Source organism: Pseudomonas sp. SWRI50, assembly GCF_014269095.1.
Classification (GTDB): Bacteria; Pseudomonadota; Gammaproteobacteria; order Pseudomonadales; family Pseudomonadaceae; genus Aquipseudomonas; species Aquipseudomonas kermanshahensis.
Map to the genome: position 1 here is coordinate 132,079 of NZ_JABWRW010000008.1, position 21,745 is coordinate 153,823.

A 21,745-nucleotide genomic window follows, 5' to 3' on the forward strand; every position below is an offset into this window, starting at 1 on the left:
CTTCATCGGTGGGCCACGCGGCAGTCATTCAACCTTGATGCCGTGCAGGTGGAATCTCAGTATGTCGCCCGCTTTGTTGCCCGCGTGCAGGAACCAGTGACGTAGGGGTGGCCTATTTCTCGAATACCTGGATTCAACCTGCGCGACTCTGTGGCCCTTTTCGTCGCGCAGGTAGAACTCGACATTCTCGGCGCTCTCCAGGTCGCCATCCCAGGGGCCGAGCAATTCCATTTTCCACGTGTCCTGCAGGGCAGGCAGCCGGGCCAGCAGGCTGGGTGGGAAAATACAGTTGGCAAGATCATCCCCCCACGCATACCCATACAAGCCCAGCCAGCCATTTGAGTTCTGCTCAAGCCGCCCGCTGAGAAACTTCACGCCAGTCGTGCAGTTGATCTTGTAATGAAGACGGTTATTCGCTGCCTCGATGAAGGTAAAGGTGAATTCGATCGGCCTGAAGCTGACGGAGTCGCCTCGCTTGTAATCGGTGCACAGCCAGCCGTCTTGGTCAGCGGAAAAAAACGGGTGGGCCCATAAAGGCGTATCGACCACCCCGACCTGGCCATATTGACAATGCAGCGCGGCGGTGAATGTAGAACGAATCATAGTGTCCCGGCTCCTGAAAGCGCCTGAAGTCGGCGCGGCGTAAGCCACACTATGCAGTTGCTCAAACAACGGTAACTGGGAATCCCTTCTGGTTAGTACGATGGGGCGTCAAGCAGGTTTGACGTTACGAAGGCAGAACCTCAAGATTTCGCCGTCCTTGGTGCCAGCGTGTAGGTACCAGTGTTCGTACGTTCTTGGCTGCTTTTCCAATGCCCAGCGTGGTGCGCTCGTATCTACATGGTGGCTATCCACCAGTGCGATTCTGTAACCATGCCGGTTTCGCAGATAAAATTCGACCTCTTCGACGCTTTCGATATCTCCGTCCCAAGGCTGCAGGAGCTCGAACTTCCACTCTGGCTGTGACTGAGGGAACAAGTTGGCGGGGTTCAATGCATTCCAGATTCTGCCTGCGACACTCATGCCGTATAAGCACAACCAACCGCTGTTATCCTGTGCCAGTCGTGCACCGGCATAGTCAAAGGTGTCTGAGCAGTTGATGTGGTAATGAATGCGGTCGCCTCTCTGCTCGATGAATGTGAAGTCGAAGACGACGGGGGTCAGGTAAGCGGTGTCGGCTTGCTTTTCATCTGGGCACAGCCACCCTTGCGACAACGGTGAGAATGGACTGTCATAATACCCTGTTGCCGCAACCCCCACTCGGCCATGTTGGCAATGCAGTTCGGCAGTAAAGTTTGAGTGAATCATCAGTGTCTCGCTCTTGGTCGTGCCTAATGTCAGGCACAAGACACGTTAAGCAGTCGGCGGTTCGCTGATAATGGGGAAACAGTCCTGGGCCGGCGGCCTGTCTCTGTAACTCGAATGCACAGGCTTAGCACACATGAAAACGCCACCCGCAGGGTGGCGTTTTTCTACTGGACGGCGAAATCAATAATCGTCTTTATCGAACCGTCGCGCTTCGCGCTGCAGCTGGTAGACGAAACTCTCGATCTTGCGCTGCGCCTGGCCGCTGAGGTTATGGAAGCGCACGCCCGCGAAGGTGGTGTTGATACGCTCCTCGAAGTGCAGGTGGCGCAGTTCGACCATGGTGTCGACCAGGCCCAGCGGGTTGCCAGCCTTGAAACGCTCGTACACCTGGCCCAGTTGCAGGCGATCCTCGACGTTGCCGTCGAAACGCAATTTGCAGCCGGTAGCGGAGATGTCCAGCAGTTTGCCGCGCAGGGCGCCATTGCCTTTGAGGTGGGTGCCGTCGAGGATGATGTCGACCAGCTGCGACAGCTTCAGCGCAGCACGGAAGGCGTTGCGGCGCTGATGGTAGGTCATTTCTTCAGGCATCGCGCCGCGGTAGCAGCGATGGCCGTCGACTTCACTGATGGTCAGTGGGGCATTGCATTCCCAGGCGATGCGCACGCCATCGTGGAAGCCCTCGACGCGGAAGGGTTCGCCGTTCTCGATGAATTTTTCGCCGTCGCGGGGGATCATCTCGTCCAGTGCCAGGGTATTGCTGTCGCGGTCGACATGCACCACGTAGCTCTGGAAGCGCTGGCTGCGATCAGGGAAGGTGATGATCAGGGGGTCATGGCTTTCTTGCAGCTGTCGCAGGTTGGCCGCGATCTCCAAAGGCGTACTGAGCACCTTTGGCGGCTGCGGGGCATCGGCTTCATTGAACACGGCTAATCACTCTCCAGGCAAAAACGACACACGCAAGTAACGGCATTTTGCCAGTATGTGACGTGGCTTGATAGAAGTATCACACTTGGCTGAGGGCGCGCGGCTTGGCCAGCAGCGAGGTGCTGCCGCGGCTGTCGTAGAGCGACGGAGAATCGCCACCCATGAGGATTCTGACCTGATTGTTGGTGATGTGTTGCTGCACCTGGATGATCCGGCCGTTGGTCTCGTTGACCTGCTGGCAGGTGTCCATCAGTTGCGAGAGCATGTCCAGCCGTTGCAGCATCGCGTCGCCATGCTGTGACTGCGCGGCCACTGCCTGCACACCGGCGCGGTCGGCGCTGAGGCCGAGGCTGGTGAGCAAGTGGCTGCGCCGCTGCCCATGCTGCTCGAGCAAGATGATCAATGACTGCTTGCGGGCCAGGATCTGTTCCAGCAGCGTCATGTCGCGGCCATGCAGGGCAATCGCTTCTTTTTGAAGAAGCTCGAGCAGTTCCTGCATCGGGGCGATGTCATCTTCGATCAGTTGCAGCAAGGTGGTGTCGTGCATGGCTAACTCTTGGCTTTAGTAAGCGTCCGTGAAGTCAGCGCGCCGAACGGTCAGCGCTGGGCTTCGAAATCGAGCAGTTTGCTGGCAACCCGGCCGGCATCGACCTGGTAGCTGCCATCGGCGATGGCCTGTTTCAACTGGGCCACGCGGGCGCTGTTGACGACGGGCTGGTCGCGCAGCGTATCGCTGACCTTCTGCAACTGCTGTGCCTCTTGGCTGAGGTGTACTGCCTCTCCGCTGGCGGTGGTGCCTTTTGGCGCTTCCGGGCTGGCAGCGGCCTTTTCGGCGGTACCGGCCGCAGCATTGCCGCGAACGCCGCCCGAAACGGACGGAGAGTTATTCAAACGACTGAAGTCGATGACCATGATCAGAAACCCCTGGGTATTTGGACGCTTGCCTTGTTTTCGGCCAACCCGAAAGAAACTTTAGGCCCAATTGCGTAGCCGCCTGTCAGCAAGCTCGCGAACCCGTTTTCTGACACAGTTTAGGAAAAGCGGTTCCACACCGCTAGCACAATGCCGCTACATTGTCACCTCGACCTGGCCGGGGCCGGTCACCCTGGCCTTGATCACCCGTTTGGAATTCAGGTTGCGCACCCGGATCTGTTCGCTCAGGCCGCCCTTGCTCAACGCTTCGCCGGGCATGCGCACGCTCAAGCTGCCGCTGCGGGCGATGATCACCACCTGGTCGCCCTTGCGCACCACTTCGGCTTGCTCAAGGTGCTGCGGGGTAAGGACCTGGTCGATGACTGTGGGGCGCAGCATCTTCATGCCCACCGCCTGGTCCAGTTCGCTGAGAAAACCTTGGCCGAGGGTGCCGACATCGCGCTCGCGCAGTGCCACGTCGCCTTCGCCTACCACGTTGTCACGCTTGAGCGGGCGGGTGACCACCACCACGTCGCGGAACAGCCGCACCGTTGCCGGCACGAACACGGTCCACGGCGCGGCACTGTCGCAGCGGACCCGCACCGTGACCCGGCCCAGCGGCTGCGCGGGGCTTTCCAGCGACGCGTCCAGCGGCTGGCTGCATAGCGGCATGCGCAAGCGCGGGTCGAGGGTGCTGACCTGGATTTCGTAACGGCCGGCGGTTTGGGTGCTGGCCAGATAATCTTCTACGGTGAATTCAAGAAACCCTTGGGTGACACCGATAAGCTGTTCAGGCAAGGTAAAAGCGTCCGCCAGCGTGCGAACGCTGGGCGCCAGCAGGCACAGCGTGGCCAGCGAGCCAGTCAGCAGGTGCGTCAATCGTCGGAAAAATGTCGTTTTCGTGTACATGGCGCTCAAAAAAGCAAAGCCCGTGCCGACTCGGTACCTGAGTTGCAACGAAAGGCTGAAACGTTAAGGAGTCTGGCATGGCGGGTGTTATGGATTCGGTCAACCAGCGCACTCAGCTGGTGGGGCAGAATCGCCTGGAATTGTTGCTGTTTCGCCTCAATGGCGGTCAGCTCTATGGCATCAACGTGTTCAAGGTCAGAGAGGTGCTGCAGTGCCCGGCGCTGACCTTGCTGCCCAAGTCACACCCGGTGGTGCGCGGCGTGGCCAACATTCGCGGGGCGACCATCCCGATCCTCGACCTGTCGATGGCCACCGGGTTGGCGCCGCTGCAGGAAGACACGTGCAACAGTTTTGTGATCATCACCGAATACAACACCAAGACCCAGGGCTTCCTGGTGCACTCGGTCGAGCGCATCGTCAACATGAACTGGGAAGAAATCCACCCGCCACCCAAGGGCACCGGCCGCGACCATTACCTGACCGCCGTCACCCGTGTGGACAACCGCATGGTCGAGATCATCGACGTGGAGAAGGTGTTGGCCGAAGTGGCGCCGTCGTCCGAGCAGGTGTCTGCCGGGGTGGTCGATGCCGAGGTGCAGGACAAGGCTGTGCTGCTGCGGGTGCTGACCGTCGACGATTCGTCGGTGGCGCGCAAGCAGGTCAGCCGCTGCCTGCAAACCGTCGGTGTCGAGGTGGTGGCGCTCAACGACGGCCGCCAGGCGCTCAATTACCTGCGCCAGTTGGTGGAGGAGGGCAAGCGGCCGGAAGAAGAGTTCCTGATGATGATCTCGGACATTGAAATGCCAGAAATGGACGGCTATACGCTCACCGCAGAGATCCGCAGCGATCCGCGCATGCAAAAATTGCACATCGTCCTGCATACTTCGCTCTCCGGGGTATTCAACCAGGCGATGGTCAAGAAAGTCGGCGCCGATGATTTCCTGGCCAAGTTCAAGCCGGACGACCTGGCCCAGCGCGTGGTCGACCGGATCAAGGCAACGCATTGAAGCAGCCGGGAGCCCGCTCCCTGCACCAGCGATTGAAAAGAGGCGGCAAGAGTGTCTACGGGTAATTTGGATTTCGAACAGTTCCGGGTCTTCCTGGAGAAAGCCTGTGGCATCCTGCTGGGCGAGAATAAGCAGTACCTGGTCTCCAGCCGTCTCAACAAGCTGATGGAGCAACAGGGCATCAAGAGCCTGGGCGAGCTGGTGCAGCGCATCCAGGCCCAGCCGCGCAGCGGTTTGCGCGAACAGGTGGTCGACGCAATGACGACCAACGAAACCCTGTGGTTCCGCGATAGCTACCCCTTCGAGGTGTTGAAGAACAAGGTCATCCCCGAGTTCATCAAGAACAACCCAGGCCAGCGCCTGCGCATGTGGTCGGCGGCGTGCTCGTCGGGGCAGGAGCCTTACTCGATCTCGATGGCCATCGACGAGTTCGAGCGCAGCAACCTGGGCCAGTTGAAGATGGGCGCGCAGATCGTTGCCACCGACCTGTCCGGGACCATGCTGAACAACTGCAAAACCGGTGAGTACGACAGCCTGGCCATCGCCCGCGGCCTGTCGCAAGAGCGCCTGCAGCGCTACTTCGACCCCAAAGGGCCGGGGCGTTGGGCGGTCAAGCCGGCCATTCGCAGCCGCGTCGAGTTCCGCTCGTTCAACCTGCTCGACAGCTACGCGAGCCTGGGCAAGTTCGACATCGTGTTCTGCCGCAACGTGCTGATCTATTTTTCGGCCCAGGTGAAGAAGGACATCCTGTTGCGCATCCACAGCACGCTCAAGCCTGGCGGGTACCTGTTCCTCGGCGCCTCGGAGGCGCTGAACGGGTTGCCGGACCATTACCAGATGGTGCAGTGCAGCCCAGGGATCATCTACCAGGCCAAGTAAAGCCAAGCGCGATTCCTGTAGGAGCAGCCTTGCGCTGCGAAGAGGCCGGTGAAGCCACAGTAGATTTACTGCACTTGCACCGGCCTCTTCACAGCACAAGGCTGCTCCTACACGGGCCTGGATTCAACTGTGATGGTCTGACGTCAATATTTTGTTTTGCCGCATTTGCCGCCCGGTGATTGCCGCTTTTCTTTCCCCAAGCGGAAGCACTTTGCCGCTTTTCTGGCATCCCGCCTGCCAGCATCCCCCTTGCAACCCCGTGTTTCCGGCCTTTAAGCCGGTTGGCACAGCCCTTGCTATACCTTGACCAACGACACTCCGGTCAACCTCCGAAGGTTTCCCCGACATGAGCATCAGTTTCGACAAGGCGCTTGGCATTCACGAAAAGGCCCTGGGCTTCCGCGCCCAGCGCGCTGAAGTGCTGGCCAACAACATCGCCAACGCCGACACGCCCAACTACAAGGCGCGTGACATGGACTTCTCTTCGGTGCTCGCCGCCGAGAGTGAAAAGCAGCAAAGCGGCCGCTTCGCCCTGGACCGGACCAACAGCCGGCACATCGAGGCCGACGGCCTGGCCCTCAGCGACGAGGCGCTCAAGTACCGCACGCCGTTGCAGCCGTCGATCGACCAGAACACCGTGGATGCCCAGATCGAGCAATCGAACTACGCGGAAAACGCCATCGGTTTCCAGGCCAGCTTCACCTTGCTCAACAGTAAATTCAAAGGGCTGGTTTCGGCCCTGCGCGGAGAGTAACCATGTCCCTTTCCAGTGTTTTCAACATTGCCGGCAGCGGCATGAGCGCGCAGAACACCCGCCTCAACACCGTGGCCTCGAACATCGCCAACGCCGAGACCGTGTCGTCGAGCATCGACCAGACCTACCGCGCCCGCCACCCGGTGTTCGCCACCACCTTCCAGAACGCACAGGGCGGCGCCAGCCAGTCGCTGTTCGAGGACCAGGGCGAAGCGGGGCAGGGCGTGCAGGTCAAAGGCATCGTCGAAGACCAGAGCAATCTGGAGGCGCGCTACGAGCCTAACCACCCCGCGGCGAACAAGGACGGCTACGTCTACTACCCGAACGTCAACGTGGTTGAAGAGATGGCTGACATGATCTCTGCCAGCCGTGCGTTCCAGACCAACGCCGAACTGATGAACACCGCCAAAAGCATGATGCAGAAAGTCTTGACCTTGGGTCAGTGATAGGAAGCCGACATGACCACGACCAATTCCACCAGTGACGTCGGCAGCGCGTACCTGACCTCGCTGCAAAAGCAGACCAGCAAAACCGACAGCAGCACCGGCGCTGCCGGCAGTGCGCTGGGCAAGGATGCGTTCCTGCAGTTGCTGGTAACGCAGATGAAAAACCAGAACCCGCTCGACCCGCAGGAAAACGGCGAGTTCGTTGCGCAGCTGGCGCAGTTCAGCAGCCTTGAAAGCATGCAGACCCTGAACGACACGGTGAACTACATCGCCGGGTCGTTCCAGTCTTCGCAGGCACTGCAGGCCTCGTCGCTGGTTGGGCGCAATGTGATCGTCCAAACCGACAAGGCCTTGGTCGACACCAGCAAAGAGATGAAAGGGTCGGTCAACCTGACCTCGTCGAGTACCGCCACGTCTGTCGGCATCTATGACAAAGACGACAAGCTGGTGCGCACCCTGGACCTGGGCTCCAAGGCTGCTGGCAAGGCCGACTTCACCTGGGATGGCCTGGACGACGACGGCGAGCCGTTGGAGGCGGGTACCTACACCTTCAAGGCGACCGCCAGTATCGATGGCACGTCCACGGCCATGACCACCAACCTGCCGGCCACGGTCACCAGTGTGACCATGGGTACCAACGGCGCAGAAATGACGCTCAACCTCGCCGGGCTGGGCAGCGTTGCGCTGTCCAAAGTTCAAACCATTGGCATCTAGGGCCTAAGCTAACGACAGGAGTAGCACATGTCTTTCAATACCGGCCTTAGCGGCCTCAATGCAGCAAACAAGGCCCTGAACGTCACTGGCAACAACATTGCCAACGTCGCCACTACCGGCTTCAAAGCTTCGCGCGCCGAGTTCGCGGATCAGTACTCCAACTCCATTCGCGGCACCAGTGGCGGCAAGACGGTCGTCGGCACTGGTGTGAGAACCGCATCGGTGTCGCAGATGTTCACGCCGGGCAATATCAACGGCACCGGCCAAGCCCTGGACATGGCGATCGACGGCAACGGCTTCTTCGCCCTGAATGACAATGGCTCGAAGATCTACACCCGTGCCGGCATGTTCTACAGCGACAAGGAAGGCAATGTCATCAGCTCGTCGGGCGCCAAGCTGCAAGGGTATGGTGTAGATGGCAATGGCAATGTCGTCCCAGGCGCGCTGACTGACCTGAAGATCGACACGTCCAACCTGACGCCCAACCCTACCGGGCGCATCACGGAGACGCTCAACCTCAAGTCCAGCGATACCGCCCCGGCCGAGTCGCCGTTCGACCCGGGTAACGTCAAGACCTACAACTACACCTTCAACACCGATGTGTATGACAGCCAGGGCAACCTGCACCAGATGAACCAGTACTTCATGAAGGATGAGGGTACTAACTCCTGGACCATGTACACCACCATCGACGGCCGCAACCCAGCCGACCCGACGTCGACCACCCCGCTGGCAAACACGCTGCCATTCAAGAGTGACGGCACCTTGGACACGGCGCTCATGAACGAGGGTGCAGTGGCAGGTGGGCTCAGCATCAACGCCGACAAGACCTTCAACTTGGACGGCTGGGTGCCGGCGCAGAAGACAGTTGCAGGTGTGTGGGCGGCCAACGGCGCCAACGCGCATGCCTCCGGGGTCAAGCTGGACATGATCGCCACCACGCAATACAACGCCGCGTCCGCGACTACCGCCAAGAGCGGGGATGGCTTTGCGACGGGTGAGTTGTCTGGCCTGAGCATCGATGCCAGCGGCAACATGTTCGCCAACTTCACCAACGGTGAGAACAAGGTGATCGGCCAGGTCGCGCTGGTCAACTTCGCCAACCTCCAAGGCCTGACGCCGGTGGGCGGCACTGCCTGGAAAGAGTCCTACACATCGGGCGTGCCTGTTGTCGGCCAGCCGGATACCGGGACGCTGGGGCAGATCACCGGCGGCGCGCTGGAAGACTCGAACGTCGACCTGACCGGCGAGCTGGTCAACCTGATCAAGGCGCAGAGCAACTACCAGGCAAACGCCAAGACCATTTCCACTCAAAGCACCATCATGCAGACCATCATCCAGATGAGCTGATGGTGGTTGGTTTGGTGGAGTGTTGTCTGCAATAGGGGGCGCTTCGCGCCCCTTTCGCGACGCAAGGCCGCTCCTACAGGTCGACGCGATCCCTGTAGGAGCGGCCTTGCGTCGCGAAAGGGCCGCAAAGCGGCCCCAAAATCCCAAAGGTTTACCCCATGAAAAGGCTGCTGCTACTAGCGATTCTCCCCGTCCTCGCCATGGCCCCCTTGCTCGCCGCTGCCCCCGCCCCCTTCTACCAATGGCAAAGCCTGACCACCGGCCGTTTCATGTGCTCGGCCACCAACCCAGGCGAAGGCTGGGTGCGCTTTTCCGGCCCCTACAACAACGCCGGTTGCCGGACGTACTGAACACTGCCTTGCCGCTCGCGGCAAACATCCGCCGACAAACTGACGGTTTTTGCCTCTCGGCGCGCTGCAACCCCTGAATTCATTGGTTTGCGGACCTGGTTCGATTATTGCTTATCCCTGCTCAGTGACAGCGCGGCAGGTACGCGCATAGGAGATGCTGTGGACAAGATGCTTTACGTGGCCATGACCGGCGCCAGCCAGAACGCGCTGGCGCAGAAGGCCCATGCCAACAACCTGGCGAACATTTCCACCAACGGCTTCCAGCGCGACCTGGAGCAGGCGCGCTCGATGCCGGTGTTTGGCGACAGCTTTCCGGCGCGCGCCTTTGCCATGACCGAGCGCCCGGCCACCGACTTCAGCGAAGGCCCGATGGTCGAGACCGGCCGCGAGCTGGACGTGACCGTAACCGGCAAGGGTTTCATCGCTGTACAGGCACCGGATGGCAGCGAAGCCTACGTGCGCACCGGCAGCCTGAACATCGACGCCCTGGGCGTGCTGCGTGCCGGCAACGGCATGCCGGTGATCGGCAACGGCGGCCCGATTGCCATTCCGCCAGAGCAAAAAGTGGAAGTGGGTGAAGACGGCACCATCAGCATCCGCGCCATGGGCGAAGACCCGCGCATGATGGCCGAAGTCGACCGCATCAAGCTGGTCAACCCCGACATTAAAAGCCTGACCAAGGGCCTGGACGGCATGATCCACACCACCAATGGCCAACCGGCAGATGCCGACGTCAACGTGCGCGTGGTGTCGGGTTTCCTGGAAGGCAGCAACGTCAACGCCGTCGAGGAAATGACATCGGTCCTGGCGTTGTCCCGTCAGTTCGAACTGCACGTCAAGATGATGAACACGGCCAAGGAAGGCGACGAAGCCATGGCTCGGGTTTTGCAAATCGGCTAATCACATTTGAACGGGTGCCGTAAAACAGGCGCACGAGGAGAACAGCATGCTTCCGGCTCTTTGGGTCGCTAAAACCGGCCTGTCCGCCCAGGACACCAACCTGACGGTCATTTCCAACAACCTGGCCAACGTCTCGACCACCGGCTTCAAACGTGATCGCGCCGAATTCCAGGACCTGCTCTACCAGATCAAGCGTCAACCCGGCGCCCAGTCGACCCAAGACAGCGAGCTGCCCTCGGGCCTGCAAGTGGGTACCGGTGTGCGCATTGTCGGCACCCAGAAGAACTTCACCGCCGGCAGCTTGCAGACCACCGAGAATCCATTGGATATGGCGGTCAATGGGCGTGGCTTCTTCCAGATTCTGCAGCCGGATGGCACTGTTTCCTATACCCGTGACGGCACCTTCCACCTGAACTCCGATGGCCAGATCGTCAATGCCGATGGCTTGGCGCTGGAGCCTGCGATCGTCGTGCCGAATGATGCACAGACGTTCACCGTTGGCCAGGACGGTACCGTGTCGATCACCACTGCCGGTAACCCGGCTGCTCAGGTCATTGGTAACCTCCAGACTGCCGACTTCATCAACCCTGCGGGTCTTCAGGCAATGGGCAACAACCTCTTCCTGGAGACCGCTGCCAGCGGCGCGCCGCAAGTCGGCACTCCAGGCCTGAACGGCTTCGGCACCACCCTGCAGCAGACCTTGGAGAACTCCAACGTCAGCACCGTGGAAGAGCTGGTGAACATGATCACCACCCAGCGTGCCTACGAGATGAACTCGAAAGTCATCTCTACCGCCGACCAGATGCTGTCGTTCGTCACCCAGCAGCTGTAAGCCCCTGATCCCGGCCCCGTAGCCCAGATACACCGTGAGGTAAGCGTCATGAATCGTCTGTTGTCCGTCTTCGCCCTGGGGGGAGCGGTGTTGTTGGCAGGTTGCGTCGGGCCGACGCCCAAGCCCAACGACCCGTACTATGCGCCGGTGTTGCCGCGCACCCCGTTGCCGGCGGCGGCCAACAACGGTTCGATCTACCAGGCCGGGTTCGAGCAAAACCTGTACAGCGACCGCAAGGCCTTCCGGGTCGGTGACATCATCACCATCACCCTTAACGAGAAGACCTCGGCCAGCAAGAACGCCGGTTCGCAGATCCAGAAGAACAGCAAGGCCGACATCGGCTTGACCTCGCTGTTCGGCAGCACGCCCAACACCAACAACCCGTTCGGCGGCGGTGACCTGTCGCTGGAGGCCGGTTACAACGGCGAGCGCGCCACCAAGGGCGACAGCAAGGCCACCCAGGGTAACACCCTGACCGGCTCGATCACCGTGACCGTGGCCGAAGTGCTGCCCAACGGCATCATCGCCGTGCGCGGCGAGAAGTGGCTGACCCTGAACACCGGTGAAGAGCTGGTGCGCATTGCCGGCATGATCCGCGCCGATGACATCGCCACCGACAACACCGTGCCGTCCACCCGCGTGGCCGATGCGCGCATCACCTATTCGGGCACCGGCTCGTTTGCCGATGCCAGCCAGCCCGGGTGGCTGGACCGCTTCTTCATCAGCCCGCTTTGGCCTTTCTGAGTACAGATGACCATGTTCAACGTGAGGCAGCTGATTGCCGCAACCCTGCTACTGTCCTGCGCCTTCGCGGCCCAGGCCGAGCGCTTGAAGGACATCGCCAGCATCTCTGGCGTGCGTTCCAACCAGTTGATCGGCTATGGCCTGGTGGTGGGGCTCAACGGCACGGGTGACCAGACCACCCAGACGCCGTTCACCCTGCAGACCTTCAACAACATGCTGTCGCAGTTCGGCATCAAGGTGCCGGCCGGTTCCGGCAACGTGCAGTTGAAGAACGTTGCGGCGGTGTCGGTGCATGCCGAACTGCCGGCGTTCGCCAAGCCGGGCCAGGTGGTAGACATCACCGTCTCGTCGATCGGTAACTCCAAGAGCCTGCGCGGCGGCAGCCTGCTGCTGACCCCGCTCAAGGGTATCGACGGCAACGTGTACGCCATCGCCCAGGGCAACCTGGTGGTGGGCGGCTTCGATGCAGAAGGCCGTGACGGTTCGAAGATCACCGTCAACGTTCCGTCGGCCGGTCGCATTCCCGGTGGTGCCAGCGTCGAGCGGGCGGTGCCGAGCGGGTTCAACCAGGGCAACAGCCTGACCCTGAACCTCAACCGCCCGGACTTCACCACGGCCAAGCGTATCGTCGACAAGGTCAATGAACTGCTCGGCCCAGGTGTTGCTCAGGCCGTGGATGGCGGGTCGGTACGCGTCAGTGCGCCGATGGACCCGAGTCAGCGCGTGGACTACCTGTCGATTCTGGAAAACCTCGAAATCGACCCGGGCCAGGCCGTGGCGAAAGTCATCATCAACTCGCGTACCGGCACCATCGTCATCGGCCAGAACGTCAAGGTGTCGCCGGCGGCGGTCACCCACGGCAGCCTGACCGTGACCATCACCGAAGACCCGATCGTCAGCCAGCCGGGCGCGTTCTCCAACGGCCAGACCGCCGTGGTGCCGCGTTCGCGGGTCAACGCCGAGCAGGAAGCCAAGCCGATGTTCAAGTTCGGCCCGGGCACCACGCTGGATGAAATCGTCCGCGCGGTGAACCAGGTCGGCGCGGCACCCGGCGACCTGATGGCGATCCTTGAAGCCCTGAAACAGGCCGGCGCCTTGCAGGCCGACCTGATCGTGATCTGAGGACGCCGCGCATGAACAGCAAAAGCCTGGTGTCTGGCAGTGCCGACAGCGGCGCCTACACCGACCTCAACCGCCTGAGTTCGCTCAAGCACGGCGACCGCGACAGCGAAGCCAACGTGCGCAAGGTGGCCCAGGAATTCGAGTCGCTGTTCATCAGCGAAATGCTCAAGGCCTCGCGCAAGGCCAGCGATGTGCTGGCCGACGACAACCCGATGAACACCGAGACGGTCAAGCAATACCGCGACATGTATGACCAGCAGTTGGCCGTGAGCATGTCCCGCGAGGGGGGCGGTATCGGCCTGCAGGACGTACTGGTGCGCCAGTTGACCAAGAGCAAGAGCACGGCTGGTGCCACCAGCCCGTTTCCGCGCAGCGAGGGCAGTGGCCCGGCGCTGTGGGGCAACAAGGTGGCCGAACCCGCGCATGCCGCCCAGGCCAGTGCAACGCGCAATGACGTCGCGGCCCTCAATGCGCGGCGCCTGGCCTTACCAAGCAAGCTCACCGACCGCCTGCTGGCAGGCATCGTGCCGTCGGCTGCGACCACCAACACCGCCAGTGTGCCGGCCCGTGACGGCCAGCAAGTGGCCAAGGCCTTCGCCGTGCCAGAAAACGGCCTGCGCATTGTCGGGCGTGCCGTGGCCCAGCCGCCGCTGGCGCCGAACAAGGCCTTCGCCGACAGCGACGCCTTTGTCGCCACCATGCTGCCGATGGCCGAGCAGGCCGCCAAGCGCATCGGTATCGACCCGCGTTACCTGGTCGCCCAGGCGGCCCTGGAAACGGGCTGGGGCAAGTCGGTCATGCGCAACACCGATGGCAGCAGCAGCCACAACTTGTTCGGCATCAAGGCCAGTGGCAACTGGCAGGGCGAGCAGGCGAGGGCGATCACCAGCGAGTTCCGCGATGGCCAGTTCGTCAAGGAAACCGCAGCGTTCCGCTCGTACGATTCCTACCAGGACAGCTTCCATGACCTGGTGAACCTGTTACAGGGCAATTCTCGCTATCAAGGTGCGCTGGACGCGGCCGATAACCCTGAGCAGTTTGCAAGAGAGCTGCAAAAAGCAGGTTATGCGACCGACCCGGGCTATGCGAAGAAGATCATCAGCATCGCCCAGCAAATGCAAGCAACCCCGCAATACGCCATGGCTGGCAGAACTACGAATCTATAAGGACTAAAACATGTCGAGTCTGATTTCGATCGGTCTGAGTGGCCTGGGTGCCAGCCAGGCGGCACTGTCGGTAACCAGTAACAACATTGCCAACGCCGCCACCAGTGGCTATTCGCGCCAGCAAGCGGTTCAGGTTGCGGGCCCCTCGCACAATATGGGCGCGGGCTTTCTGGGTACGGGCACCACGCTGTCGGATGTGCGCCGGATCTACAGCGCCTACCTGGACAATCAGTTGCAGACCGCGACCTCGTTGCAGGCCGACTCGCTGGCGTTCCAGGACCAGATCACCAGCGTCGACAAATTGCTGGCCGACCGTGATACCGGCATCAGCTCGGTGCTGACCGCGTTCTTCTCGGCGTTGCAGACCGCTTCGGCCACACCGGGTGATGTCGCCTCGCGGCAGTTGCTGCTGACCCAGGCGCAAACCCTGAGCAACCGCTTCAATGCGGTGGGCACGCAGCTGACCCAGCAGAACGAAACGATCAACTCTCAGCTCGGCACGCTCGCAGGCCAGGTCAACAAGCTCACCAGCAACATCGCCGAGTACAACAAGCAGATTGTCGCGGCCACCGCCACCGGCAATACCCCTAACAGCCTGCTGGATGCGCGCAGCGAAGCCGTGCGCCAGCTCAACGAGCTGGTCGGGGTCACGGTGCAGGAGCGCGACGGCAACTACGACGTCTACTTGGGCAGTGGCCAGTCACTGGTCACCGGGGTCAAGGCCAACACCTTGTCGGTGCAGCCGGGTGTGGCTGACAAAAGCCAAGCCAGCCTGCGCATCAACTACGAGTCGTTCAGCTCCGACGTGACCTCGGTGGTGACCGGTGGCACGATCGGCGGCCTGCTGCGCTACCGCCAGGACGTGCTGATGCCGTCGATGAACGAGCTCGGCCGTGTGGCCCTGGTGGTTGCTGACAGTATCAACAGCCAGCTGGGCCAAGGCCTGGATGCCAACGCCCAATTCGGTAGCGCGCTGTTCTCCAGCATCAACAGCGCCAGTGCATTGGCCCAGCGCAGCCTGGCTTCGTCGAGCAACAGTGCTGGGTCCGGCAACCTCGATGTGACCATTGCCGACAGCGGCGCGCTGACCACCTACGACTACGAAGTGAAGTTCACCAGCGCCAACCAGTACAGCGTGCGCCGCTCCGACGGCACCGACATGGGCAGCTTCGACCTGAACGCCGACCCGGCCCCGGTGATCGACGGCTTCAGCCTGGCGCTCAAGGGCGGTGGCCTGGCAGCGGGGGACAGCTTCAAGGTGATCCCGACCCGCTCCGCGGCGGGCAACATCTCGACCATCATGACCGATGCCAACAAACTGGCCTTTGCCGGGCCGATCAGCGCCACGGCGGGCAGCGGCAACGGTGGCACCGGCACCATCACCCAGCCGGTGCTGGGCGACTCGCTGGACATCTACGGCGGTGCCGATACAGCGCTGGTGCAGCAGGCGATTCGTGACTCGATGCCGGTGCGCGTGGTGTTCGACGCCGCCAACGGCGGTTCCCAGGGCTACAAGCTGTTCGATGCCAAGGGCACGCAGATCGGCACCGGCAGTGTGGTGCCTGGCCAGGACAACAAATTGTCCATCGCCGTGCCAATGCTCGATGCCGCTGGCCAGCCGATCCTTGATGGCGACGGCAAGCCGCGCAGTTTCAATGTCGAGACCACCATCGGCGGCAGCCCGTCTGCCAACGACAGCTTCACCCTGTCGTTCAATGCCGACGGCAAGGCCGATAACCGCAACGCTACCTCGCTGCTGGAGCTGCAGACCAAATCGACCGTGGCCACCGGCTCTGGCGGTGGCACCAGTTTCACCTCGGCCTATGCCTCGCTGGTCGAGCGCGTGGGGGCCAAGGCCAGCCAGGCCGCCATCGACACCACCGCGACCCAGGCCGTGTTCAAGTCCGCCGCCGAAAGCCGCAGTGCGGTGTCGGGGGTCAACCTCGATGACGAGGCGGCCAGCCTGGTGAAGTTCCAGCATTACTACACCGCGTCGTCGCAGATCATCAAGGCGGCGCAAGAAACCTTTTCGACCTTGATCAACGCCCTTTAAGGAGTAGCTGGCCGTGCGTATTTCTACTGCTCAGTTTTATGAGACCAGCGCCAACACCTACTCGAAGAACTTCTCGGACACGGCCAAGACCACCGAGCAGATCACGTCCAAGTCGCGTATCCAGACGGCGGGCGATGACCCGGTCGGTGCCGCGCGCCTGCTGTTGCTGCAGCAGCAAAGCGCGCTGCTGGACCAGTACAACGGCAACATGACCACGGTCAAGAATGCCCTGCTGCAGGAAGAGAGCGTGCTCTCGACCATCAACGATGCCCTGCAGCGTGCCAGCGAGCTGGCGCTGGAGGCGGGTAACGGTGGCAAGAGCGATGCCGACCGCGCATCGATCGCCAGCGAGATCAAAGAGATCGAGGCGAACGTCTTCGGCCTGCTCAATTCCCGCGACGCCAATGGCGACTACATGTTCGGCGGCTCCAAGTCGTCAACGCCGCCCTACGTGCGCAATAGCGACGGTACCTACAGCTACCAGGGTGACCAGACCCAGCTTAGCCTGCAGGTTTCCGATACCTTGAGCCTGGCGACCAATGACAGCGGTTTCAGCATCTTTGACCAGGCGACCAACAACAGCCGTACGCAGTCGAGCCTGCAGGCGCCGACCCCGGATGACGGCAAGGTGCTGTTGTCCGGTGGCCTGATGACCTCGGCGAACACCTACAACAACCAGTTCGCCGGCGGCCAGCCGTACACCATCACCTTCACCAGTGCCACCGAGTACAGCGTCAAGGATGCCACCGGCAAGGACATCACCAGCGAAACCGCGAGCAACGGCAAGTTCGACGTCAACACCGAAGGCGGCAAGATGATTTCGCTGCGCGGTGTCGATTTCGAGATCAACCTGAACCTGCAGGAAGGTGACGATGCCGACGCGGCGGTGGCGGGCCATGTGTTCACCCTCGAAGCCAAGCCCGACACCCTGAATGCCACGCGCAGTGCGGGTAACCCATCGACCGCGCAGGTTACCGGCAGCAGCATCACCGATGCCGATGCCTATCGCAGCACCTTCCCCAGCAATGGTGCGGTGATCAAGTTCACCAGTGCGACCGAGTATTCGCTGTATGCGCAGCCGTACAGTGCCGACAGCAAGCCAGTGGCCTCGGGTACGGTCGGGGCGGGTAATGCGGTTACGGTGGCGGGCGTGACCTTCCAGCTCGACAGTGCGCCCGGCGAAGGTGACCAGTTCGCGGTGACGGCCAACACGCACCGCACGCAGAACGTGCTCGACAGCCTCGGCCAATTGCGTACGGCGCTGGGCAAGCCGGTCGACAGCCCGGAGGCGCAGGCAGCGCTCAAGACGGCCACCGACTCGGCGATTTCCAACCTGGCCAGTGCCCGTGAGCGTATCGACATTACCCGCGGTTCGATTGGTGCGCGCGGTAACTCGCTGGAGATCCAGGAGCAGGAGAACATCAGCCTGGGCCTGGCCAACAAGACCACCCAGAGCGCCATTGGCGATACCGACATGGCGTCGGCGACCATCCAGCTGACCCTGCAACAGGCGATGCTCGAGGCCTCGCAGCTGGCGTTTGCGCGGATTTCGCAGTTGAGCCTGTTCAACAAGCTTTGATCTTGCTGTGAGATTTTGGGGGCGCAAAGCGCCCCCAAATCCCTCAATCCCCCCGCAAAACCCTCCAGTCTCCACACCCCCCGCCAGGCTTTCGTAGCATTTCAATGTGACCAATGAGTCAAAACGGTCATCTTCCCTGTATTCTATGCAGCAGCTGTTGCAGCATTTTGTTACCGGTTTGCATTCGAGCGAGGCTGCCAGGCCTTGCTCGCCCCCTGTGGGGTGACGCTCCGGTATTTGGCGCCCTCAATTCATCGAGTGGTGGTCTTTGGCTGTTTTCATTGGGAAGCCAGAATGATTGGCATCAAAAGCATCGCGAGTTACGTGCCCACCGCTGGCCTGGACAACTACGTCCAGGGTGCGAAGTTCGGCAAGGACGAAGAGTTCATGTTCGGCAAGATCGGCGCGTCCTTCCTGCCGCGCAAGGCCGAAGACCAAGAAACCTCGGACCTGTGCGTCGAAGCGGCCCAGGCCCTGTTCGCCGCCAACCCTGACCTTGATCCGCAATCGATCGATGCGTTGATCGTGGTCACCCAGAACGGTGACGAAGAAGGCCTGCCGCACACCGCCGCCATTGTCCAGAGCAAGCTTGGCCTGTCGACCCGCGTGGCGGCGTTCGACGTGTCGCTGGGTTGCTCGGGTTACGTGTATGGCCTGTATGCGATCAAGGGCTTCATGGAAGCGGCAGGGCTGAAGAATGGCCTGCTGATCACCGCCGACCCGTACTCGAAAATCGTCGACCCGGAAGACCGCAACACCACCATGTTGTTCGGTGATGCCGCCACGGCCACCTGGATGGGCGAAGATGCAGTGTGGAACCTGGGCCAGGCGCGTTTTGGCACCGACGGTTCTGGCGCGGAGCACCTGAAGGTCAACGACGGCAAGTTCTTCATGAACGGCCGCCAAGTGTTCAACTTTGCCCTGATCAAAGTGCCGGCGCACCTGCATGAGCTGCTCGACGCCAGCGGGCTGACCTCGAAGGATATCGACGCCTTCTGCATTCACCAGGGCAGCGCGGCGATTGTCGATGCCGTGGCGCGCCGCTTCGAGGAAGAAAACCCGGAGAAGTTCGTCAAGGACATGCTCGAGACCGGCAATACCGTGTCGTCCAGCGTGCCGCTGCTGCTGCAAAAGCACATGCTCGACGGTAACTGGAAGCGTGTGGCGATCAGCGGGTTCGGTGTGGGCCTGTCGTGGGGCTCGGCGATTCTCTATCGCGACTGACCTTCAGCAGCCTCAAAAAAAAGCGCCCGGCGGCCACCGCCCGGCGCTTTTTTTGTGCCTGCCTTAAAACAGGGCTCCAATTGCCTCAACTCCCCCCTGTGGGAGCGGGCTTGCCCCGCGAACACCGGCAAAGCCGGTGCCATCCACCGCGTTGCCTGTTTCGCGGGGCAAGCCCGCTCCCACAGGTTGGCAGTGCCATCAGGTTTTTTCTGCACAGTTTTTGACGTCAAAAATTCGCCCTTAACCCCCTGATTTCACTGGGCTGGCAGCGTGCCACCATTTTTTTTTTGAAAAACCCCTCAAGCAACCCGCGCACCCGACGATAACCATTACGAAGGTTCTCTAGGCCACACCCGGCGGTTGCCAGGGCCGGAAGCCGCTGTATCCATTCAACGAGGAATTCGTCATGGCTTTGACCGTTAACACTAACATCACCTCCTTGGGCGTTCAGAAGAACCTGAACCGTGCTTCCGACGCGCTGGGTACTTCGATGTCCCGCCTGTCTTCCGGCCTGAAAATCAACAGCGCCAAAGACGACGCCGCCGGCCTGCAGATCGGCAACCGTCTGACCAGCCAAATCAAAGGCCTGAGCGTTGCCGTGAAAAACGCCAACGACGGCATCTCCATCGCCCAGACCGCTGAAGGCGCGATGCAAGAATCGACCAGCATCCTGCAGCGTATGCGCGAACTGTCCCTGCAGTCCGCCAACGGCTCGAACAGCGATGACGACCGTACTTCCCTGCAACAAGAATTCACCGCGCTGTCGGGCGAACTGACCCGTATCGCCAACACCACCACCTTCGGTGGTCGTAAAATCCTCGACGGTTCGTTCCAGAACGTCAGCTTCCAGATCGGTTCCAGCGCCAACGAAACCATCTCGTTCGGCATGACCGACATCAGCTCGACTGGCCTGAAAGGTTCGTTCAGCGAAGCTAAGACTGATGGTAAGGCTACTGACTTGTCTGCAGTCGTTACTGGTGCTGTGGCTACTGGTGCCAGTACCTTCCGTGCGGGCGCTGTTACTTATGCTCCGAACGCGACTGGCGATACCACTGAGCTGACGCTGAACGGCACCATGATCGAGCTCACCGATGCCGAGACCACCGCGCAGCTTGCAGCAGATAAAATCAACGCTCAAAAAGATTCTACTGGTGTCACTGCGTCGTTGAATGGCACTGGCCAAATCGTACTTAGCTCCGCCTCTACCTTTACTGCTACCGCTGCTGCAGGCACAGGTGCCAGCTTGGCTGGTTTCGCTGCTACCGCTACCGTTGCTGCTGGCTTGGAAAGCGACATTTCCTTCAATATCAATGGTACTGCCGTAGGCGCTACCGCTGGCCAAGATATGGATGACGTCCTTGACGCCATCAATAATGAAACTGCCAAAACAGGTGTTACTGCAACCCTGAGCCAGGGTCGCCTGGAACTCACCTCCGCTGATGGCAAAGCTATTAACCTGACCAACGGCACTGGTGCCGCTGGCCAAGGCGCGCTGGCTAAAATCGGTCTGTCTGCCGGTACTACCGAAGCCAAGCTGGTCGCTGATACCTCCATCTCCCTGAACGGCACTGAAGTCAAGTTCACCAAGGGCGATACCCTGGACGGCATCATCTCGGCGATCAACACCGCGAGCACCGGCGTCACCGCCAGCAAGAACGCCGACAACACCCTGAAGCTGTTCTCGAAAGAGAACATCACCGTTGCCGACGGCAGCCAAGGTACCGGTCTGGACGCTCTGGGCCTGGCTACCACCAACAGCTCCGTAGCCATCACCCAGGAAACCACCGTTTCCAACCTGAGCATCACCACTGCTGCCGATTCGCAGAAAGCCATCCAGGCTCTGGATGCCGCTATCGCTCAGATCGACAGCCAGCGCGCTCAGCTGGGTGCTGTGCAAAACCGCTTCGACAGCACTGTTGCCAACCTGAACAGCATCTCGGAAAACTCCACCGCTGCCCGCAGCCGTGTGCAGGACGCCGACTTCGCTTCGGAAACCGCCGAGCTGACCAAGCAGCAAACCCTGCAACAGGCGTCCACCGCGATCCTGTCCCAGGCTAACCAGCTGCCGTCGTCGGTGCTGAAACTGCTGGGCTGATCCTGATCGCTAAGTAGTTTGACGAAGGGTACGGTGACGTACCCTTTCGTCTTTCCGAGAACAAGAGGTGCCAGAAATGGATATGAGCGTGAAACTGGGCCTGTCCTATCCCGCCTCCGCTGCTCCCGAAGCAACAGCGAGCAAGCGGCAAGAGAACGAGCTGGCGGCCAACGAGCCTGCCAAGCCAGAATCCCAGCCTGTAGCCCGAGAAACCCTGGAGACCGCAGTCAATGCCATCCAGGACTTCGTCAAGGCTTCAGAGCGACAACTCGATTTTTCGATCGATGACTCCACCGGCCAGGTGGTCGTCAAGGTCATCGCCCGCCAGAGCGGCGAAGTCATCCGCCAGTTGCCCTCCGAAGTGGCACTGAAGCTGGCGGAAAACCTGAAGGATGCCAACAGCCTGTTGTTCGATACCCAGGCCTGAGTTGGCACGGCTTTTGTTGTAAAGCCGCACGGACGCGTTTTCGTCGGATT

23 protein-coding genes are annotated in these 21,745 nt (G+C 61.0%); 17 read left to right on the forward strand and 6 right to left on the reverse strand.

The window, feature by feature from the left end; genetic code table 11:
* Positions 1-24: 24 nt before the first annotated feature.
* The 6 genes from HU750_RS11475 to flgA form a co-directional block, all read right to left on the reverse strand.
* Positions 25-603, reverse strand: coding sequence for a hypothetical protein (locus HU750_RS11475; RefSeq protein WP_186679608.1), 579 nt, complete (start codon positions 601-603; stop codon positions 25-27).
* A 108-nt stretch (positions 604-711) separates the two neighbouring features.
* Positions 712-1,308 carry a hypothetical protein gene (locus HU750_RS11480; protein ID WP_186679611.1) on the reverse strand — a complete coding sequence of 199 codons (597 nt, stop codon included), beginning with the start codon at positions 1,306-1,308 and terminating at the stop codon, positions 712-714.
* Positions 1,309-1,488: 180 nt separating this feature from the next.
* Positions 1,489-2,232: a flagellar brake protein gene (locus HU750_RS11485; protein WP_099454954.1), complete on the reverse strand. Its 744-nt coding sequence runs from the start codon at positions 2,230-2,232 to the stop codon at positions 1,489-1,491.
* Positions 2,233-2,311: 79 nt separating this feature from the next.
* The gene (locus HU750_RS11490) at positions 2,312-2,779 is read right to left on the reverse strand and encodes a flagellar protein FlgN (RefSeq protein ID WP_027593058.1); all 468 of its coding nucleotides are present in this window, start codon (positions 2,777-2,779) and stop codon (positions 2,312-2,314) included.
* A gap of 50 nt (positions 2,780-2,829) precedes the next feature.
* A complete protein-coding gene (gene flgM, locus HU750_RS11495) occupies positions 2,830-3,144 on the reverse strand; it encodes a flagellar biosynthesis anti-sigma factor FlgM (RefSeq protein ID WP_186679619.1) in 315 nt (104 codons plus the stop codon).
* 156 nt (positions 3,145-3,300) lie between these two features.
* Entirely contained in the window at positions 3,301-4,053 is a 753-nt protein-coding gene (flgA, locus tag HU750_RS11500) for a flagellar basal body P-ring formation chaperone FlgA (protein ID WP_027593056.1), read from the reverse strand.
* Between the two features lie 77 nt (positions 4,054-4,130).
* On the opposite strand from flgA, the gene HU750_RS11505 reads away from it, so the two are divergent.
* The 17 genes from HU750_RS11505 (at position 4,131) to HU750_RS11585 (ending at position 21,695) form a co-directional block, all read left to right on the forward strand.
* Entirely contained in the window at positions 4,131-5,060 is a 930-nt protein-coding gene (locus tag HU750_RS11505) for a chemotaxis protein CheV (RefSeq protein ID WP_027593055.1), read from the forward strand.
* Between the two features lie 51 nt (positions 5,061-5,111).
* Positions 5,112-5,939 carry a protein-glutamate O-methyltransferase CheR gene (gene cheR / locus HU750_RS11510; protein WP_027593054.1) on the forward strand — a complete coding sequence of 276 codons (828 nt, stop codon included), beginning with the start codon at positions 5,112-5,114 and terminating at the stop codon, positions 5,937-5,939.
* Positions 5,940-6,285: 346 nt separating this feature from the next.
* On the forward strand, positions 6,286-6,693 hold the full coding sequence (gene flgB / locus HU750_RS11515; RefSeq protein WP_027593053.1) for a flagellar basal body rod protein FlgB: 408 nt from the start codon (positions 6,286-6,288) through the stop codon (positions 6,691-6,693).
* Between the two features lie 2 nt (positions 6,694-6,695).
* Positions 6,696-7,139 (forward strand): flagellar basal body rod protein FlgC, encoded by a 444-nt coding sequence (gene flgC, locus HU750_RS11520; RefSeq protein WP_027593052.1) that lies wholly within the window; start codon positions 6,696-6,698, stop codon positions 7,137-7,139.
* 12 nt (positions 7,140-7,151) lie between these two features.
* Positions 7,152-7,853, forward strand: coding sequence for a flagellar hook assembly protein FlgD (gene flgD / locus HU750_RS11525; RefSeq protein WP_186679620.1), 702 nt, complete (start codon positions 7,152-7,154; stop codon positions 7,851-7,853).
* A 27-nt stretch (positions 7,854-7,880) separates the two neighbouring features.
* Complete coding sequence (flgE, locus tag HU750_RS11530) at positions 7,881-9,203, forward strand: flagellar hook protein FlgE (protein ID WP_186679622.1); 1,323 nt, start codon at positions 7,881-7,883, stop codon at positions 9,201-9,203.
* A 158-nt stretch (positions 9,204-9,361) separates the two neighbouring features.
* Positions 9,362-9,553, forward strand: a complete 192-nt coding sequence (locus tag HU750_RS11535) for a hypothetical protein (protein WP_186679625.1) — start codon at positions 9,362-9,364, stop codon at positions 9,551-9,553.
* A gap of 159 nt (positions 9,554-9,712) precedes the next feature.
* A complete protein-coding gene (locus HU750_RS11540) occupies positions 9,713-10,453 on the forward strand; it encodes a flagellar basal-body rod protein FlgF (protein ID WP_186679627.1) in 741 nt (246 codons plus the stop codon).
* A 46-nt stretch (positions 10,454-10,499) separates the two neighbouring features.
* A complete protein-coding gene (flgG, locus tag HU750_RS11545) occupies positions 10,500-11,285 on the forward strand; it encodes a flagellar basal-body rod protein FlgG (protein WP_099454947.1) in 786 nt (261 codons plus the stop codon).
* 48 nt (positions 11,286-11,333) lie between these two features.
* Positions 11,334-12,029 carry a flagellar basal body L-ring protein FlgH gene (gene flgH, locus HU750_RS11550; protein WP_016488460.1) on the forward strand — a complete coding sequence of 232 codons (696 nt, stop codon included), beginning with the start codon at positions 11,334-11,336 and terminating at the stop codon, positions 12,027-12,029.
* A gap of 12 nt (positions 12,030-12,041) precedes the next feature.
* On the forward strand, positions 12,042-13,151 hold the full coding sequence (locus tag HU750_RS11555; RefSeq protein ID WP_099455884.1) for a flagellar basal body P-ring protein FlgI: 1,110 nt from the start codon (positions 12,042-12,044) through the stop codon (positions 13,149-13,151).
* Positions 13,152-13,162: 11 nt separating this feature from the next.
* Complete coding sequence (flgJ, locus tag HU750_RS11560) at positions 13,163-14,317, forward strand: flagellar assembly peptidoglycan hydrolase FlgJ (protein ID WP_085272499.1); 1,155 nt, start codon at positions 13,163-13,165, stop codon at positions 14,315-14,317.
* Between the two features lie 10 nt (positions 14,318-14,327).
* Positions 14,328-16,370 (forward strand): flagellar hook-associated protein FlgK, encoded by a 2,043-nt coding sequence (gene flgK, locus HU750_RS11565; RefSeq protein WP_186679629.1) that lies wholly within the window; start codon positions 14,328-14,330, stop codon positions 16,368-16,370.
* A 13-nt stretch (positions 16,371-16,383) separates the two neighbouring features.
* A complete protein-coding gene (locus HU750_RS11570; RefSeq protein WP_099428636.1) occupies positions 16,384-17,949 on the forward strand; it encodes a flagellar hook-associated protein 3 in 1,566 nt (521 codons plus the stop codon).
* A 294-nt stretch (positions 17,950-18,243) separates the two neighbouring features.
* Entirely contained in the window at positions 18,244-19,173 is a 930-nt protein-coding gene (locus HU750_RS11575) for a ketoacyl-ACP synthase III (RefSeq protein WP_186679632.1), read from the forward strand.
* A 406-nt stretch (positions 19,174-19,579) separates the two neighbouring features.
* A complete protein-coding gene (locus HU750_RS11580) occupies positions 19,580-21,268 on the forward strand; it encodes a flagellin N-terminal helical domain-containing protein (RefSeq protein ID WP_186679634.1) in 1,689 nt (562 codons plus the stop codon).
* A gap of 76 nt (positions 21,269-21,344) precedes the next feature.
* Positions 21,345-21,695: a flagellar protein FlaG gene (locus HU750_RS11585; RefSeq protein WP_027593040.1), complete on the forward strand. Its 351-nt coding sequence runs from the start codon at positions 21,345-21,347 to the stop codon at positions 21,693-21,695.
* Positions 21,696-21,745: the final 50 nt, after the last annotated feature.